This window comes from Rhodococcus sp. NPDC056960 (assembly GCF_042674125.1).
Classification (GTDB): domain Bacteria; phylum Actinomycetota; class Actinomycetes; order Mycobacteriales; family Mycobacteriaceae; genus Rhodococcus_F.
Map to the genome: position 1 here is coordinate 168,721 of NZ_JBHURF010000012.1, position 17,106 is coordinate 185,826.

At 69.3% G+C, this 17,106-nt stretch carries 14 protein-coding genes; 6 read left to right on the forward strand and 8 right to left on the reverse strand.

The annotated features are described in order from the left end of the window. Positions 1-56: 56 nt before the first annotated feature. The gene (locus tag ACFTWF_RS20630; RefSeq protein ID WP_378463033.1) at positions 57-1,802 is read left to right on the forward strand and encodes a dynamin family protein; all 1,746 of its coding nucleotides are present in this window, start codon (positions 57-59) and stop codon (positions 1,800-1,802) included. Beyond that, the gene (locus tag ACFTWF_RS20635; protein ID WP_378463034.1) at positions 1,799-3,247 is read left to right on the forward strand and encodes a dynamin family protein; all 1,449 of its coding nucleotides are present in this window, start codon (positions 1,799-1,801) and stop codon (positions 3,245-3,247) included. Before ACFTWF_RS20630 ends, ACFTWF_RS20635 begins: the two co-directional genes overlap by 4 nt. Before the next feature lie 15 nt (positions 3,248-3,262). Here the strand turns inward: ACFTWF_RS20635 and ACFTWF_RS20640 are convergent, their stop codons facing one another. Together ACFTWF_RS20640 and ACFTWF_RS20645 are read right to left on the reverse strand one after the other, a co-directional pair. Then, on the reverse strand, positions 3,263-5,209 hold the full coding sequence (locus tag ACFTWF_RS20640; protein ID WP_378463035.1) for a S9 family peptidase: 1,947 nt from the start codon (positions 5,207-5,209) through the stop codon (positions 3,263-3,265). A 24-nt stretch (positions 5,210-5,233) separates the two neighbouring features. Then, a complete protein-coding gene (locus ACFTWF_RS20645; RefSeq protein WP_378463036.1) occupies positions 5,234-6,634 on the reverse strand; it encodes a carotenoid oxygenase family protein in 1,401 nt (466 codons plus the stop codon). Between the two features lie 150 nt (positions 6,635-6,784). Here ACFTWF_RS20645 and ACFTWF_RS20650 point away from each other — a divergent pair, with 150 nt between their 5' ends. From ACFTWF_RS20650 to ACFTWF_RS20660, 3 genes are read left to right on the forward strand one after another with little or no spacing between them, the layout of a single operon-like run. After that, a complete protein-coding gene (locus ACFTWF_RS20650; RefSeq protein ID WP_011597655.1) occupies positions 6,785-8,047 on the forward strand; it encodes a pyridoxal phosphate-dependent aminotransferase in 1,263 nt (420 codons plus the stop codon). Positions 8,048-8,103: 56 nt separating this feature from the next. Next, entirely contained in the window at positions 8,104-8,823 is a 720-nt protein-coding gene (locus tag ACFTWF_RS20655) for an XRE family transcriptional regulator (RefSeq protein ID WP_378463037.1), read from the forward strand. Further along, the gene (locus tag ACFTWF_RS20660) at positions 8,820-9,260 is read left to right on the forward strand and encodes a hypothetical protein (RefSeq protein ID WP_378463038.1); all 441 of its coding nucleotides are present in this window, start codon (positions 8,820-8,822) and stop codon (positions 9,258-9,260) included. Before ACFTWF_RS20655 ends, ACFTWF_RS20660 begins: the two co-directional genes overlap by 4 nt. Here the strand turns inward: ACFTWF_RS20660 and ACFTWF_RS20665 are convergent. Together ACFTWF_RS20665 and ACFTWF_RS20670 are read right to left on the reverse strand one after the other, a co-directional pair. Then, positions 9,251-10,429, reverse strand: coding sequence for an MAB_1171c family putative transporter (locus tag ACFTWF_RS20665; protein ID WP_378463039.1), 1,179 nt, complete (start codon positions 10,427-10,429; stop codon positions 9,251-9,253). The genes ACFTWF_RS20660 and ACFTWF_RS20665 overlap by 10 nt on opposite strands. Before the next feature lie 4 nt (positions 10,430-10,433). Next, positions 10,434-10,952 (reverse strand): hypothetical protein, encoded by a 519-nt coding sequence (locus ACFTWF_RS20670; protein ID WP_378463040.1) that lies wholly within the window; start codon positions 10,950-10,952, stop codon positions 10,434-10,436. A gap of 503 nt (positions 10,953-11,455) precedes the next feature. Between ACFTWF_RS20670 and ACFTWF_RS20675 the strand changes: the two genes are divergently transcribed. Further along, on the forward strand, positions 11,456-12,763 hold the full coding sequence (locus ACFTWF_RS20675) for a YibE/F family protein (RefSeq protein ID WP_378463041.1): 1,308 nt from the start codon (positions 11,456-11,458) through the stop codon (positions 12,761-12,763). An 11-nt stretch (positions 12,764-12,774) separates the two neighbouring features. On the opposite strand, the gene ACFTWF_RS20680 is transcribed toward ACFTWF_RS20675, so the two are convergent. The 4 genes from ACFTWF_RS20680 to ACFTWF_RS20695 form a co-directional block, all read right to left on the reverse strand. Next, positions 12,775-13,002: a hypothetical protein gene (locus ACFTWF_RS20680; RefSeq protein WP_378463042.1), complete on the reverse strand. Its 228-nt coding sequence runs from the start codon at positions 13,000-13,002 to the stop codon at positions 12,775-12,777. Between the two features lie 59 nt (positions 13,003-13,061). Continuing rightward, positions 13,062-14,477 (reverse strand): Hsp70 family protein, encoded by a 1,416-nt coding sequence (locus tag ACFTWF_RS20685; RefSeq protein ID WP_378463043.1) that lies wholly within the window; start codon positions 14,475-14,477, stop codon positions 13,062-13,064. A gap of 116 nt (positions 14,478-14,593) precedes the next feature. Then, the gene (locus ACFTWF_RS20690) at positions 14,594-15,472 is read right to left on the reverse strand and encodes an esterase/lipase family protein (RefSeq protein WP_378463114.1); all 879 of its coding nucleotides are present in this window, start codon (positions 15,470-15,472) and stop codon (positions 14,594-14,596) included. 218 nt (positions 15,473-15,690) lie between these two features. Then, the gene (locus ACFTWF_RS20695) at positions 15,691-17,013 is read right to left on the reverse strand and encodes a UDP-glucose dehydrogenase family protein (RefSeq protein ID WP_378463044.1); all 1,323 of its coding nucleotides are present in this window, start codon (positions 17,011-17,013) and stop codon (positions 15,691-15,693) included. Positions 17,014-17,106 lie beyond the last annotated feature (93 nt).

Genomic DNA, 17,106 nt, shown 5'->3' on the forward strand with positions numbered 1-17,106 from the left:
CCCTGTGCCCGCCGCTCCCCTCTCCCGTACGTCCGTCACTCACTCTTGCGGAGATCATGAACGCCACCCTCGAATCCTCAGCCGTCAGCACCCCGGTGCGCCCGAATCTTCCTGCCGAGACCACTGCGTCGATGACGGCACTGCTGTCGCAACTCGCGGCGCTGACCCGCGCTGCGGGTCGCGGTGATCTGCTGACCCGGTTGTCGCACACCGAGTCGCGTCTCGCGGATCCACGGACGCGGGTGGTGGTACTCGGACTGACCGACAAGGGTGTCAGTTCCGTGACGGGTGCGCTCGTCGACGCGGACGTGTCGGCGGCGGCGCGGTCCCGGCACGAGCCGGTGGTCGTCGAGTACGGCCCGGTCGCCGGGGCCCCGGATTCGACGGTCACACTTCCCCATGACCTGCTCGCGGAAGGTCTGGTGCTGGTGGACGCTCCCGGATTCTCCGGGCACGCTCCCGCCCGCGCGGCCGACACTCTGGCGCTCGTCCCGACGGCGGATGCTGTGCTGTTCGTCTCCGATGCGAGCCAGGAATACACCGAGCCCGAGATCGCTCTGCTCACCCAGGTGCAGAAGTTGTGCCCCGTGGTGATCTGCGTCGTCAACAAGATCGACTTCTATCCGCGCTGGGCGGACATTCAGAAGGCCAACCGCACCCACCTGCAGAACGCTGACCTCCCGCTGCCGCTGCTGCCGGTGTCCGTGCTGATGCATCAGGACGCCCGTGAGGCCGGCGACGACGCGCTCGACGTGGAGTCGGGCATACCGCAGTTGGTCGACTACCTGCGCACCCAGGTGATCGCGAAAGCGGATGTGGTGCTCCGCAATTCCGTGATCGCCGATGTTCGCACCGTCACCGATCACCTCTCGCTGTCGCTCAGCGCCGAACTCGATGCGGTGCGTGATCCGCAGCGCGGCGCGGCGTTGCTCGCCCAGATGGCACAGGCTCGCGCGGCGGCGGATCAGCTCCGGCAGCGCTCCGCGAACTGGCAGCACACACTGGCCGACGGCGCGATCGAGTTGATGACGGACATCGAGCACGACCTGCGCCATCGTCTCCGCACCGTGATGCGCGCGGCCGAGCAGGACATCGGTGCGTCCGATCCGGCGCCGCGCTGGGAGAAATTCGGTGCGTGGCTCGACGGCGAGATCGCGACCTGTGTGCGGGAGAACTTCGTGATGGCCCACACCCGCTCGCTCGATCTGGCCCGTTCAGTCGGCGACCGCTTCGCCGAGGACGGCAAGGTCCCGGTCCCGGCGCTGCGCATCGACAACGTCGATCATGTCCTCGAACCCGTCAACACCCTCGAATCCCTGGAGAGCTCGCAGGGGTTCACCCAGCGCGTCCTCTCCAGCATGCGCGGGTCGTACGGTGGTGTGCTGATGGTCGGTTTGGTCACCAGCCTGGCAGGACTGGCGCTGGTGAACCCCTTCTCGATCGGAGCGGGAGTTCTGCTCGGCGCCAACACGTATCGCGAGGACCGCAAGGCACGTACCGCCCGCAGGCAGGCGGAGGCGAAGGTGGCGGTGTCCCGGTTGATGGACGACGTGATCTTCCAGGTGGGGAAGGAATCGAAGCAGCGGCTACGTGAGGTGCAGCGCGTTCTGCGGGACCACTTCACCGATCTGGCGAACGAGATGCTCCGTTCCGTCGATGATTCGCTGCGTGCGGCCACGGATGCGTCGAAGATGCACGACGACCACCGTGCCACGCGGTTTGCGCAGATCCGCACGGAACTCGATGCGTTACGGCAGATCCGACTGCAGGCGGCCGGCTTCGCGGGACAGGTGGCGGCATGAGCGTCACGCGTCTCGGGTCGCAGACCCGCCAGCTGATCGATGCCGCCCGGCACGAACTGCGCGGCGATCCCGCCTCCGTCGAGGAACTCGGCCAGTGCCACGCCCGACTCGACGAGCCGCTCCGCGTCGCCCTCACCGGCACGCTGAAAGCCGGGAAGTCGACGCTCCTCAACGCTCTCGTCGGCGAGGAGATCGCGCCGACGGACGCCACCGAATGCACCCGGGTCGTCACCTGGTTCGAGCAGTCCGCCACACCGCGCATCGACCTCACCCACGACTCCGGACGCCGGACGCGACTGCCGGTGCACCGGGACGAAGGCCGGCTGTCCCTGGACCTGGGCGGGGTCACCGCCGATCGTGTGGAGAAGCTGCAGGTGGGCTGGCCGTCGGCACTGCTCGGCGAATTCACGCTCGTCGACACCCCCGGAACGTCGTCGAACTCGCGGGACGTGTCGGCCCGCACCCGGGCGCTGCTGCTCCCCGAGGACAGGCCCTGCGACGTCGACGCCGTCGTCTACCTCACCCGGGGCGCCGACGGCGCGGACGTGCGGTTGCTCGACCAACTCCAGACCCGGGTCGGAACCGCGGCGGGCCCGCTCGGCATAGTCGGCGTGCTGTCCCGGGCCGACGAGGTGAAGGGCGGTCGCGAACGCAACCTCGACGCCGCCCGGGCCGCAGCAGACGACGCGGGCCGCCGGGTGGAGCGGAGCCTGCTCCCGGTGTCGGGACTTCTCGCGCTCCGCGGTCGCACCCTGCGGCAAACCGAGTTCGACGACCTCGCCGTGCTCGCCACCGTCCCGGACGGCACGCTCGAGGCGGCGCTGCGCTCGATCACGCGATTCACCGCGGACGACGCGGAGCTCCTGCTGCCGTCACCGCAGCGGCGCGCCCTCCTCGACCACTTCGGCCTGTTCGGGATCCGGTTCGCGGTCATGCTGATTCGCACCGGTGCAACCGACGCGCCGACCCTGGCCCGGGAACTGACGGCGCACAGCGGCCTCGACGACCTCCGCCGGACGCTGCACCTGCAATTCGGTCAGCGAAGCACCGAACTGAAGGCGCATTCAGCCCTCCGCTCGCTGAAGTCGGTGCTGGCGAGGACACCGTCGTCGGCCAGCCGCAGCCTCAGCCGGGCGGCCGATCGGCTGCTCGCCGACACCCACGTGTTCCGAGAGCTGCGGGTGCTGTCGAGTCTGCGCACCGGCGGTCTGCAATTGCGAGACGCCGATGTCGTGCTCCTCGAGCGGGTGCTCGGCGGCGAGGGCATGTCGCCGCACACCCGCCTCGGCATGCCCGCCGACGCCGCCCCGGAGCAGATCTCCCGGGTCGCGCTGACCGCCCTCAGGTTCTGGCGGTCCCAGGCCGGCCGGCCGACGATGGACACGGCGACGGTTCAGGCGTGCGCGTGCGCGGCGCGTTCCTGTGAGGCCCTGCTCGCGCGATGACGAGGCGCCGCGCCGCTACTGCTCGGGTCGCCAGAGTTCGAGTCGCGGGATGTCCGGCGGCTCGAAGCCGAGAACCTGACCGTAGAAGGAGAGTTCGGCGTTGCGGGAGCTGATCAGGGTGGCGAGCTTCCGGAATCCGTGCGACTCCCCCTCGTATTCGAGGTACGCGTGTGGGATGCCCTTCTCCACGAGGGCGTCCCGGAACCGTTCCGCCTGCGAGGGCGGCACGATCGGATCGTCGAGTCCCTGCAACAGCAGCACTGGGCAGTTCAACCCGGCGACGTTGTTCAGCGGTGCCCGCTCCGCGTAGAGGTCGGCCGATTCGGGCAGTGGGCCGATGAGGCCGTCGATGTAGCGGGATTCGAAATCGTGCGTCTCCTTCACGAATCCGTCGAGCTCGGCCACACCGAAGTACGACGCGCCGCACGCGAACACGTCCGACGTGGTCAGCGCCGCGAGGACGGTCCAGCCGCCGGCGGATCCACCCTCGATCGCGAGCCTGCGGGGGTCCGCCATGCCCGCCTCGGCGAGGCCCGTCACCGCCGTCACCACGTCTTCGACGTCGACGACGCCCCACTGACCGCGCAGCCGGTTGCGGTACTCGCGCCCGTAACCCGTGGAGCCGCCGTAGTTCACGTCGACGACCCCGATGCCGCGACTGGTGAAGAACGCGAACACGGGGTTCAGCAACGGCGCGACCCGCGACGTCGGTCCGCCGTGCACGAACGCCACATACGGCGGCAACTCGCCGTCCTCCCCCTGGTACCGGGGATGCCGCGGCGGGTAGGCGATGACGTGGACCTCGCGTTCGGCGCCCTGGAACGTCAGAGTCCGGGCCTCCGGGAGATACGCCGATTCGGGTAGGTCGGTGACGGACAGCCGGATGGTCCGGAGGTCGCCCGTGTCGAGGTCGAGTTCACGCAGACCCGCCGGTGTCTGCGCACCGCCGGTGAGCAGCAGGATCCGGTTGCCGCGGCGGTCCCCCAAGCCGACGCTGGTGAGCCCGTCCAGGGGGATGTCGGCGAGCGAACCGGTCGCCGGATCGAGGACGGCGAGGGTGTCGGTGCCGAACGTCCGGACGGTGAGCAGCGTGCCGTCGTCGCGGCGGGTGTGCCACCGGCCCCCGAGCATCCACAGTGCGCCGCCGAAATCGGCGTCCATCGGGCACAACGCCACCGGGTCGGCGTCGTCGATCCCGACCCGGTAGAGGTTCCACCAGCCGCTTCGGTCGCTGATGGTGTACAGCTCGGCAGGCCCGGACCATTCCGGTTGCAGCACCGATTCCTCGACGCCGCCGAGCAGGGACCGCACCTGCCCGGTCACCCGGCCGCCCTCGATCGGCACGACCCTCAGTTCGGTACCGTCCCACGGCATCTGGGGGTGGTCCCACGCGATCCAGGCGAGGTGCCTGCGGTCCGGCGACAGCCGCGGGTTCGCCAGGAAATCGGAGCCGGCGACAACGGACCGCACCCGGTGCGCGTCGCCTGCCGCCGATCCGTCCAGCGGGACGACGCAGATGTCGCGGGTGACGCCGCCGTCCGTGTCGTGGGTCTCGCGCACGGCCCACACCTCGCCGTCGACCACCGAGAGGTCGCCGTACCGCAGCGAGCAGGGCTGCGGCGGCTCCGGTGTCAGCGGCACCGGTGTGCCACCTTCCAGCAGATACAGACGCTGATCGCCGAACTCGGCGAACACCAGGTGACCGGCGTCGGTGACGGTCCAGGCCCCGCCGCCGTACTCGTGGACGCGGGTGCGCGCGTTCCACGGCGCCGGCAGGACGTCCTCCGGTTCGTTGTCGAGACCGAGGCGGCGCACCGCGACCCGCCCGCCCTCACTGGGGCGTAGTTCCGCCCACCACACGTCGTCGCCCACGTAGCGGCCGCCTTCGACGGGGTGTCCGCTGGAGGCGAGATCCGCCGCCGCGATCGGAGAGGGCCAGGAACCGTAGGGCGCAGAGGTCATTCGCCGAGGATATTCCGCCGACCCCTACTCCGCAGGCAGCCACGCGCCGTGAAGGCCCGCCGGAACCCGGATCGGCAGCCGCACCTTCCCGATCGGGCCGGCACCGGGATCGTCGGCGGTGAGCACGAAGAACCAGGACGTCATGTCGACGCGGTCCGTCCCGATCATTCCCCAGTACTCGTGGTCGGTGCCCGGCATGAAGATCGGCTCGCCCACCGACACGCTCCCCGGATCCCAATGTGCCTCGGTGCCGCGGGCCGGGTCGAAGAACCACAGCGAATCCTGGCGACCCTGGCTGCGATCGAGTTTGCCGACGGTGGCCACCGTGCGGTGCCCGCGGGTGAGTTCGCGGTCGTCGACCCGCGGGAACTCGACGTCGCGGTCGCACACCACCTCTCGCGTCATCCGGCCGCTGCCGGGGTCGACGACGGCGCGGATCAGGGACCCGAGCGACGGCGCCGGAGCCTTCGCGAAACCCCCGGGATACGTCCATTCGACGTAGTCGACGCTCACACGCCCGTCGGGCAGATCGAACGCGTTCGCGAAATGCCACACCCAGTACGCGTCGTGCGTCGACCACCGCACCGGACCGCCGTCACGGGGTATCAGCGCGAGCCTCGTGCCGTCGTCCGGCCGCCAGTCCAGTACGGATCCGCCGGTCATCACCGCGGCGATGTCGAAGACCAGGGGGCACAGCATCAGCACGATATAGTGCTCGGTGAGCGCCATGTCGTGGACCATCAGCGGGGTGTCCACCCCCTCGACCGGCGTCGGCGTCCGCGCCACCGAACCGTCGGAGTGCACCACCGACCACGTCAGGTACGGGGGCTCGAGCATGTAATTGAACAGCACCATCTCCCCGGTCACCGGGTCGAGCTTGGGGTGCGCGGTGCTCCCGACACTCATGGCCCCGTCGCAGTTCTCGCGCTCCAGCGTGCTCAGGTCGGCAGGGTCGAGCCGGAACGGCAGCGTGGTCTCGGCCATCGCCAGCAGTCGTCCCCCGTGCCGGACGATGTTGATGTCGGGCAGCTCGCGCGACGTGCCCGCCAGTTCGGGCCCCACCTCGTCCTCGGTCGGCGTGTAGAGGTCGGTGACGCCGGGCCAGATCACGTGCCCGGCCTTCTCCTCCGCCTCCACCATCGGGGTTCGGACGAACCGGTTGGTGTAGCGGGCGGCGCCTCCCGACAGTTCGACGCGGTGGACCATGCCGTCGCCGTCGAGCGGATAGACGTAGCTGCCGATGGGGTCGAAGCGCGGGTTCGGACCGTTGCGCAGATAGGCGCCGTGGAGATCGGCGGGCAACTCGCCGATCACCTCGAGATCCCCGACGTCCACCTCCTCGCGTTGCGGCGCGAAGATCCCGCTGAGGTGGCTGTGGTGCGTGACGTCGACGGGTGCGGGACGGGGAAATACCGGTGCTGACATGTGCGTCGCTCCCTCCGGGCGCGGTGAACACGAAACGGATCGGGCCCCTTCCCGAGGGTACGACGGGCGCCCGCGCGGCCGAGGAGTTTCGACGCCGCCGGGGCCCGTCGATACCCACCAGTAGAAATCGGGTTGCCCGGGGGTGGGAGAATGACGCTCGTGAGCAACCCAGACCACGGCCATCACCGCAAGCCGCACCGCAAGCTGGAGCAGTCCACCAAACTCCAGAACGTGCTCTACGAGATTCGTGGACCGGTACATGCCCACGCCGCCCGGCTGGAGGCGGAAGGCCACCGGATCCTCAAGCTCAACATCGGCAACCCCGCACCGTTCGGTTTCGACGCGCCCGACGTGATCATGCGCGACATGATCGCCGCGCTCCCGTACGCGCAGGGGTACTCCGAGTCCAAGGGCATCCTGTCGGCGCGGCGCGCGATCGTCACCCGCTACGAACTGGTCGCGGGATTCCCCGAACTCGACGTCGACGACATCTACCTGGGCAACGGTGTGTCCGAGCTCATCACGATGACGATGCAGGCGCTTCTCGACAACGGCGACGAGGTGCTGATCCCGGCGCCGGACTACCCGCTGTGGACCGCGATGACGAGCCTGGCCGGCGGCACTCCGGTGCATTACCTCTGCGACGAGGGCAACGACTGGAACCCGGACATCGCCGACATCGAGTCGAAGATCACGGACAAGACCAAGGCGCTCCTGGTCATCAACCCGAACAATCCGACGGGTGCGGTGTACTCGATGGAGGTGCTGCAGCAGCTCGTCGACCTGGCCCGCAAGCATCAGCTGCTGCTGCTCGCGGACGAGATCTACGACAAGATCCTGTACGACGACGCCAAGCACATCTCACTCGCCACGCTGGCCCCGGATCTGCTGTGCCTGACGTTCAACGGTCTGTCGAAGGCGTACCGGGTCGCGGGCTACCGGTCCGGCTGGGTCGCCATCACGGGACCGAAGGAGCACGCCGCGGGATTCCTCGAGGGTCTCGACCTGCTGGCGTCGACGCGGCTGTGCCCGAACGTGCCCGGTCAGCACGCCATCCAGGTCGCGCTCGGCGGACACCAGAGCATCGAGGACCTGATCCTGCCGGGTGGCCGGCTGCTCGAGCAGCGGGACGTGGCCTGGGAACGCCTCAACATGATTCCGGGCGTCTCGTGTGTGAAGCCGAAGGGTGCGCTGTACGCGTTCCCCCGGCTCGATCCGAACGTGTACGAGATCTACGACGACGAGAAACTGGTCCAGGACCTTCTGCTGCAGGAGAAGATCCTGATGGTGCAGGGCACCGGATTCAACTGGCCGGACCACGACCACCTCCGCATCGTGACGTTGCCGTGGGCCCGTGATCTCGCTGTCGCCATCGAGCGGTTCGGTAATTTCCTCACCAGCTACAAGCAGTAGGATCGAGGCACAGCAAGCGACACGCGCGTCGCTTGCGTGTCTCCTGGGGGAAAAGAATGGTCACCAGCACCCGCGCGCGTTTCGGGCAATTCGTCCATAAACGACGCCGTTTGCTGAACCTCACGCAGGACGAGGTCACCGCCGCGGGTGGTCCGTCCGACGCCGCGCAGACCCGGGCCGAGAACGGGACCGGCCCGGATCCGAGCATCGAAACCCTCCGCAAACTGGACGTCGCGCTGCGGTGGGCGCCGGGCAGCGCGGCGCGCACCCTCGACGGTGGGCATCCGACGCCCCTCGAGGCGCTGGACGGGGACGACCGGTCGCAGCCCACGCGACCGCTGACGCTCGGGCCGTCGGAGATTCCGCTCGATCTGGACACGATCATCGAGATCCTCGGGCCGCACACCCGGATCACCGAACTCAGCGCGGCGCACCCCGAGGTCCCGGGGCTGGCCGAGGCCGCGGGCGAACTGAGCAAGGTGGTCTCGAAGATCACCGGCGCGTACGTGACGCGGTTGCTGGAAGTCAACGGGGGTCCCGCCGGGCCCCGGCAACCGCTGGTCGAGTTCGCGTTCGGGCACCTGCTGGAGGTCCCGTCGACGGCCACCGACCCGCGCGAACGCGAGGAGGCGCGGTACCGCCGGTTCCTCTACGGCCGGGAGGAGGACCTCGACGCGGCCACCCGGGAACGGTTCTGGCGTCGATGGGAGGACGCGGTGAAACTCGTGGCCACCGACGATCCCGACCGCAGCGGAGACACGGAGGTGAACGCATGACCGGCGTGCCACTGTCGGTGCGGGTGAACCGCCTGTTCTCGCTCGCCCACGACCTCGACGGCCCGGAACCGGGCGATGACACCGTCGCCGCGGGTGTGTCCCGGATACTCGGCCGCCGCGTCGAGCCGTCGGTGATCGAGTCGCTGCGCAGCAACGATCACCACCCGGCCGAGCCGGATGTCGTCCGTGCGGTCGCGCAGCATTTCCACGCCCCCGAGCAGTACCTCGCGGCCGACGGCTACCACGAGTACGACACTCTCGTGCGGTTCAAGATCGCGGTCCGCGAGGCCGGGGTCCGGCACCTGTCCATGCGCTCGCTCGACGCCGGCTCCGAGCCGACCACCGCCGAGATGGAATCGCTGATTCCCCTCCTGGAGAATTTGCGGAACAGCCCCGGACCCGCGCCGGTCGCGGCGCCGGAGCCCCGTCAGACCTGAGCGGCGACGCGTGCCGGGTGCTCGGGTCCACCGAACTGCGGCAGGCGCCGAGCCCAGAGCGCGGCCGCCTGGGCCTCGGCCTCCCGCCAGTGGTCGGCCAGCTGCGCCAGCTCCCACGGTTCGCCGCCGACGTCGGTGCCGAACAGGTGCGTCGTCCCGCCGGTGCCGTGCGCCCGGTGACCGGCGGTCCGGGCCAGGCACGCGAGATGCAGCCGGGTCGCCGTGACCACGGGTGGCGCACTGTCGCCGAGCCCGCCGAGTTCGAACACCACGTGCCGGTCGAGGATCATGATCGCGTCGCGGATCTCGACGCTCATGCGGTCCAGGCGGTCGCGGGCGGACAGTGTCCGGCGGTCCTCCGGGCGCAGTTCCAGCACCACCTCGGGCACCGCGCCGGTCAGGGTCCGCCACATCGGCTGCAGCCGGCGCGTGACTCGTTGCGACCGCCGCCGGTGACCGAGAACCCGCACGACCGGTCCCACCGAGATGAGCGCGCCGGCCGACACGGCGAGCAGGCGGATGAATGCCCCCGAGTCGCTGTGCGATTCGGTCAGGACGTTGTCCTCGCTGACCGCGTTGACCACGCCGGTCGTCACGACGATCCCCATGTCGACGACCTCGAACAGCGACAGGGCGATGACGGCGAGAAACACCCGGCGTTCGCGTCCCGGCGTCGCGCTGCGCACGGCCTTCAGGGAGATCCACAGGTTGAGGAGGGCGACGGCGAGGATCGGGATCGCGTAGGTGATGCAGTACGCCGCGAAGAGCCAGCCGCCCTCGTCGGCGACGGCGACGCCCCGCGACCGCGCCGGCGTGCTCAGCGCGATCAGAATCGCCCCCGCCACGAGGCAGACCGACAGCGAGACGGTGTGAATGCGGGGAAGACGCGCAGGGCCCAGCGCCCACGCCGAGAAGAGGCTGATCAGCGACGCCGCCGTGAGCATGATGCAGATGTTGCTCAGAGTGTTCGCGAATCCGTGTCCGAACCAGAGGTCGAGCCAGTGCTGCGCCAGTGAACGCTGGAGCACCAGGGAGAGGGAGGCGAAGACGAGGGCGGCGTTCATCCGGCGTTCGGCGACCGTCGACCGGACGAGCGCCAGGCGGAGGAGGGTCGTCGCCCAGACGAGGGCGAGGAGCGGCCAGCTCACATAGGTGGGCGGTTCGTACACGGCGTCAGAACGTTCCGAGCATCCGGGACACGCGCGCGTCACCGAGGGCGTCGTCGCTCGCCCGCGCCCGGCGACCCGCCATGATCAGGGTGGCGAGGAGTTCCGCCTCGTATTCCTGATCGTTCGAATAGTTGGACCTGCCCAGCATTCTGACCACGCGAGCCGTGTCGACCGACGGTGCGGCCTCCGTCAGCACGGCCGAGTCGACGGAGGTGTCTCCGACGGCATCGCGATCGTGCCCGAGCACCATGTGCGCCAACTCGTGGCAGATGATGTGAGTGGCATGGACGTCCGACATCCCCGCGGCGTACAGGATCACGTCGTCGTCCGCCCGTGCGAGCCAGAGGCCGGAGTGCCCGCCCTGGACCAGTGCGTGGGTGACCGGAACCAGTCGGATCGGACGACCGCGCCGTGCCGCCACGTCGGCGACGAGCCGATCCCTGTTCCAGGGCACGGGAATACCCATCTCCGCCACGATGCGGCGAAGATGGTTGCTGGATCGCGACTGCCGCGAGATTCGCACTGGAACACCTCCGAACGGCCATAATCCTAGGCCGTCGCGATGCGAGGTCACGACATGTGGGCGATTTCACCTACCCGGTTGACGAATACCCCCACCGTGTCGGTAGATTGGCAACCGGCACCTCGAGTGCCGCGAGCACCTGTCGCCCCTCCCCCCCTGTGGGCGCCAGGTTGGTGGCGGGGTCAACCCCCCCTGTACCCCGCCACCCAGCTCGGCAACACTCTCCGCACAGCGTGTCAGCGTCCGCGGAACACACCCCTCGTTCGGAGTTCCGGACCACTCGTGCGTGGAGTTCGACGTTCGCTGCATATTAGCTGTAGCGCACCGTGCCTCGATATCTAATCACAACGGCGACATATAAGCGACACGAAGGCAATACGAACCTGCCGACTCGGCAACAGCGGTACCTCACGTCACTTCCGTCACGGCGGGACCGGCTGCGGTCCGGCTACCCTGTCGTGCGTGCGGAGACTATCCCCCCAGCAGCCGACGCGACGCGGCCGATGAGCGAATTCCACGGACACGGACACGGCCACGGCCACGGGCACGGGCACAGCGACGGTCCGGCGCCGATGGGTCCGGTGGCCGCGAAGGTGGTCGTCGGACTCCTCGTCGCTATCGGGGTCGCGGTACTCGCCGGCGCGATCGCGTTGTGGCCCGGCAAACCGAGTGTCGACGTCGAGCAGCCGTTCCAGAGCGCCCAAGGCGGTGCGGTGGTGACGGAGTCGGGCACGGTCACGATGCAGAACATCGGCGACTGCGGGAGTCCGTCCGCGGGTCGCGCGTTCACGGGTGCGCCGCTGCCGCCGCCCGCCGGCGCGTACGAGTGCCAGCGCAGCATCGTCGACATCGAGTCCGGCCCGAACAGCGGTACCCAGACGTTGCTCGAGATCATTCCCGGACCAGGTCAGCCCGACCTGCGGGTGGGCGAGAACATCCGGTTGGCCCGCCAGACGGATGTGAACGGGACGACGGAGTACTCGTTCGAGGACTTCGCCCGCGGCCTGCCCGTCACCCTCATCGCACTCGCGTTCGCCGTGGTCGTAATCGCGGTGGCGCGCTGGCGCGGGTTCCGCGCACTGGTCGGCATCGTCGTCTCGTTCGGGGTGCTCGTCCTCTTCACTCTTCCGGCGCTACTGGACGGACAGCCGGCGATCCCGGTGGCTCTCGTCTCGGGAGCCGTGATCCTGTATGCCGTGTTGTACCTGGCGCACGGTGTGTCACTGCGCACCAGTTCGGCGCTGCTGGGCACGCTCGCATCGATGCTTCTGGCGGCGGTCCTCTCCTACGCGACCATCGAGATGACGCGGCTGACCGGGCTGTCCGAGGAGCAGAACACCAACGTCCAGACGTACATTCAGCACGTCAGCATCACCGGGCTACTGCTGGCAGGGTTCATCATCGGCTCGCTGGGTGTGCTCAACGACGTGACCATCACGCAGGCCGCGTCCGCGTTCGAACTCGCGTCGCTGGACCCGGGCGCCTCCCGCGGGCAGATCTTCGGTTCGGCGATGCGGGTCGGCCGCGATCACATCGCGAGCACCGTCTACACCCTCGTCCTGGCCTATGCGGGCGGCGCGCTGCCACTGCTGCTGCTGTTCACGGTGGCGGGGCGGTCGATCCAGGACGTGCTGCTCAGCGACGCCGTCGCCATCGAGATCGTGCGGTCCGCGGTCGGCGGCATCGCCCTGGCGCTGTCGGTTCCGCTGACCACCGCGATCGCGGTGATGCTGGCGCGGCCGATCGGCGCGGGTCCGTCCGGTGCGGCGCCCGGGGTGAAACCGTCGCGGGGTGGCCGCCACTCCAAGTAGCGGCGAGTGCCCTAGCTGAAGACGCCGAACTCCCGGAGCACGATGAAGATGATGGCGATGACCATCAGCGCGTACACGGTCAGCATCGTCACCTTGGCCGCGCGCTCGCTGGTCGGCGGGAAGATCTTCAGGATCGGCTTCGTGTAGGCGACCAGCCGGCGCGGTTCGGCCGGTGCAGCGGGCGTCGGAGGCCGGGAAACACTGGGAGTGCCGTGGAACTCCGCGGGGTTTGCAGTCATTGCACACATCCTCTCGACGCCGGAACCATTCCCATCGTAGGCCCGCGACGCGGCGGCGACTACGTTCCCGGGAACCTGGGGAGTTCGGGCAGCTGCAGGGGCGGCAGTGGGATCTGCGGCAGACCGGGGAACAGTGGCGCCGGCGGCGGTGGCGGCGGCGGCGCGGGTACCGGCTCGGGAATCCGGATCTGGGACGCCGTCTGCACCGGTGCCTCGACAGTCTCGGACGTCGGAGGCGCCGGGGGCGGCGTCGGTGACGGTGTGGCCACCTCGGTGACGGTGGGCGGCTCGGTGACGAGTTGGGTGGTCACCGGCTGGGACGTGCCCTCCGTTCGCCCCAGCAGGGTGCCGCCGTACCCGAGTCCGAGCCCGATCACCGCGATGACGGCGAGCGCACTTCCCGCCAGTGCGGCTCCCCGGATCTGGAGTTTGGCGACCTGCTGACTCGGTGGTGGCGCGGCGGCGCTCAGCCAGGACGGAATGCTCGACGGCACACCGCTGCGCGCAACTGCCGCAGTCGGAGCATGGCGTGACGGCCCGGCCTCGAGCACGGGCACCGGCGCGTGCTGCGGCGGGCGGACCGTCGTGACGGCCACAGGAGGCACCACCCGCTGCGCGAGCAGCGCAGCACCCTGTGCCGCAACGAGTTCGGGGTGGTCGGGAACGATGACGGGCAACCCGAGCCACGATTCGAGCACCGACCGTACGAGCGGAATCCGGGCGCCGCCGCCGACGAGGACCGCGGCATCCGGGACTCGCCCCGATCTCTCGATCACGTCGCGGGCGAGGCGCGCCGAGGATTCGACGGTGACGCCGATCAGCGCGTCGAACACGTCCCGCGAGAGCAACAGCAGCCCGCCGTCGCCCGGCACCGCGACGGCGCCGCCGGTCGACAGCCGCTCCTTCGCCTCACGACAGCGGCGGTCGAGCGCGAGGCTCTCGGCCGTGTCGCGCGGCGCGTCGATGCGCTTGTTCTCCAACTGGTTGTCGCGGATCAATCCGTCGAAGACGTCTCCGCTCACCGTGTCGGTGCGGGTCGTCTCCACTACGTCGCCCGTCGCCCGGTCCACGACACTCACCGTGAGGCCGGAGCTGCCCAGGTCGTAGAAGACGAGCGTCCGGTGGTCGGCGAGGGCACCGGACGCGTCGAGGAACGCCAGCGCCGCCGAGGCTTCGGTGACGAGCTGGTAGTGGACCAGTTGCTGCCGAGCCATCGCCGCGTGCACGGCGCCGGCCTGGGCTTCGTCGCGGTAGGCGACGCCGGTGGCGTGCACCTGTCCGGCGCCCGGCGTGCCCGCGAGGACGACACCGATCGACTCGGCGGCGAGTTCCTCGGGCCGGTCGGGGCCTGCGGCGACGACCTGGGCGAGGAAGTCGGGCAGGTGCCGGTTCCCGGTGCCGTCACGGTTCACGGAGCCGGGTCGTGCCAAGCGCACAGCGCTCGCACCGACCGACACACCTAGAACCGAACTCATGGGCCGCCTGACTCGACTGTGCACGGGTTCGATCCGGAATCCCCCCACTCCATGGCCCGCAGTCTAGCGAAGAGGTCCGACCCGGCAACCGAGCAGCCGTTCGGCCGCAACCGAAATCAGAAGTTGCTCGCGATGATCACGCCGGCGATGCCGGTGCCCAGCGGCACGAACGTGCACGGCGGCACCACGGCGTGGGTGGGATCGAGGGTGTTGAGCACCAGTTGCTGGGTGAACGGGTCGTAGGGGAGGTTGAAGTGTCCGGTCTGATCCAGCGGGCACAGATCCTGGACGAGGATGTTGGTGGCACCGGGATCGTGCAGCGCCACGTTGGTGTACGGCTGGATCACCTCGTCGTACCGCGTCCCGATGGTCGTGTACTCCACCCCGGGCACGGTGTCGCCACCGGCGTTGAGGGTGGTGAGGAAATCCGATCCCTGCACCTGCTCGGCGAGCGCCTCCGAACCGAAGCGCTCGATCAGTTCGGAGCCCCCGGGAACGGACGTCACCGCAGTCGCGATCCCGAAGAACGTCCCGCCGTAGGTCGGGGACGCCAGACCGATCCACCGGTTCACGTGGGCCGCTCCGCCGAGCCTGTTGATGTAGTACCGGGCCACCGTCGCGCCCTGCGAGTGCCCGATCACGTCGACCTTGGACGCGCCCGTCACGGACAGCACCCGGGCGACGAAATCGTCCAGTTCGTGTGCCCCCTCGGTCATCGTCTCCATGCCGTAATGCTCGGTGCCCGGTTTCTGCCCGTAGTTGAGGGCGAACAGGCAGTAGCCGGCCTCTTTCAGTCGAGGGCTCAACCCCGCCCAGTTCGCGTAGGCACTGCCGTCGCTGCCGTGGACGAGCACCACCGGGTGGGGGTGCGCGGCGTCGGGGTGGCAGCTGAAGTCGTTGACCCCCGGGGGCGCGGAATGCGGGTGCTGTTCGGAGTAGGTGATCGCGTCGCCCGCCTGGGACTGCGGCGGCCCGGGCTGGGTCGGGACCTCCATCGCGTCGGCGGGGAACGCGAAGAACGCCAATGCCGCGCAGAGCAGCAGCACCTGAGACAAGCGAGCCGAGATCGCCATGGTCACGCCCCCGATTCGACGCCGTTGTCGGCGACGCTACCGGTCCGGCGGCCCCGGCGCGACGATCCATCCGAAACCCGTTACCGAACCGCGCGGTCCGATCTGTTCGTGACCCGATCGCAACCCTTCGGCGCTGCCGGTCAGCCCCGGCCGAGCCCCCGGTAGACCCACCCGGCGGCGCGCCATTCCGCGGCGTCGAGGCAGTTGCGGCCGTCGACCATCACCCGCGCGCGGACCACGTCGTTCAGGTCGTCCGGGTGCAGCGCCGCGAATTCCGCCCACTCGGTGAGCACGAGCACCGCGTCCGCGTTGTCGCACGCCTCGACGGCCGACGTCGCGTAGTTCAGCGTGGGAAACAGCCGTCGTGAGTTGTCGAGCGCCTTCGGGTCGTAGACGCTGACGACCGCCCCGTGCAGTTGCATCATTCCCGCGACGTTCAGCGCGGGGGAATCACGGACGTCGTCGGATTCCGGTTTGAATGCCGCGCCGAGCACCGCGACGTTGGCGCCGAGCAGCGACCCTCCGCACGCCTGCGCCGCCAACTCGACCATCCGGGTGCGTCGCCGCATATTGATGCTGTCGACCTCCCGGAGGAAATGCAGTGCCTGATTTGCGCCCAGTTCGCCGGCCCGCGCCATGAACGCGCGGATGTCCTTGGGCAGGCAGCCGCCGCCGAAGCCGAGCCCGGCGTTGAGGAACCGCCGGCCGATCCGCTCGTCGTATCCCAGCGCGTCGGCGAGTTGGGTGACATCGGCACCCGTCGCCTCGCACACCTCGGAGATCGCGTTGATGAAGGAGATCTTGGTGGCGAGGAACGCGTTCGCCGACACCTTGACCAGTTCCGCGGTGGCGAGGTCGGTGACCAGGAACGGAATGTCCTCGGCGAGCAGGCGGGCATACAGTTCGCGCAGTTCGGTCTCCGCGCGCCCCGGGCGCTGCCGGTCGACGCCGAGCACCATGCGGTCGGGGTGCAGGGTGTCCTGGACGGCGAATCCCTCGCGGAGGAACTCCGGGTTCCACGCGACCTCCACGCCGTCGCCCGCGGGCGCGAGCGCCCGGGCCCGCGCACCCAGGTCTGCGGCCGTCCCGACCGGGACCGTCGACTTTCCGACGATCACCGCGGGACGGTCCAGCAGCGGCGCCAGCGTGTCGATCACCGAGTGCACGTGCCGCAGGTCGGCGGCGTACTCCCCCTTCTTCTGCGGGGTGCCGACACCGAGGAAGTGGAGGTCCGCGAACGCGGCGGCCTCGGCGTACGACGTGGTGAACTGCAACCGCCCGGCGTCGATGTTCCGCCGGAGGACCTCCGCCAGTCCGGGCTCGTAGAACGGGACCTCTCCGGAGGAGAGTTTCGCCACTTTTCCGGGATCGATGTCGACGCCGAGAACGTCGTGGCCCAGTTCCGCCATACAGGCGGCGTGGGTGGCTCCCAGGTATCCGGTTCCAAACACGGTGCAGCGCATGCACCCTTGATAACCAGTGCAGGTGAGCGCGATATTTCCCCGGCTGATGTTCGAAGCCAACAGTGCGTGTACGGACGGTGCGGGCCGAGACCC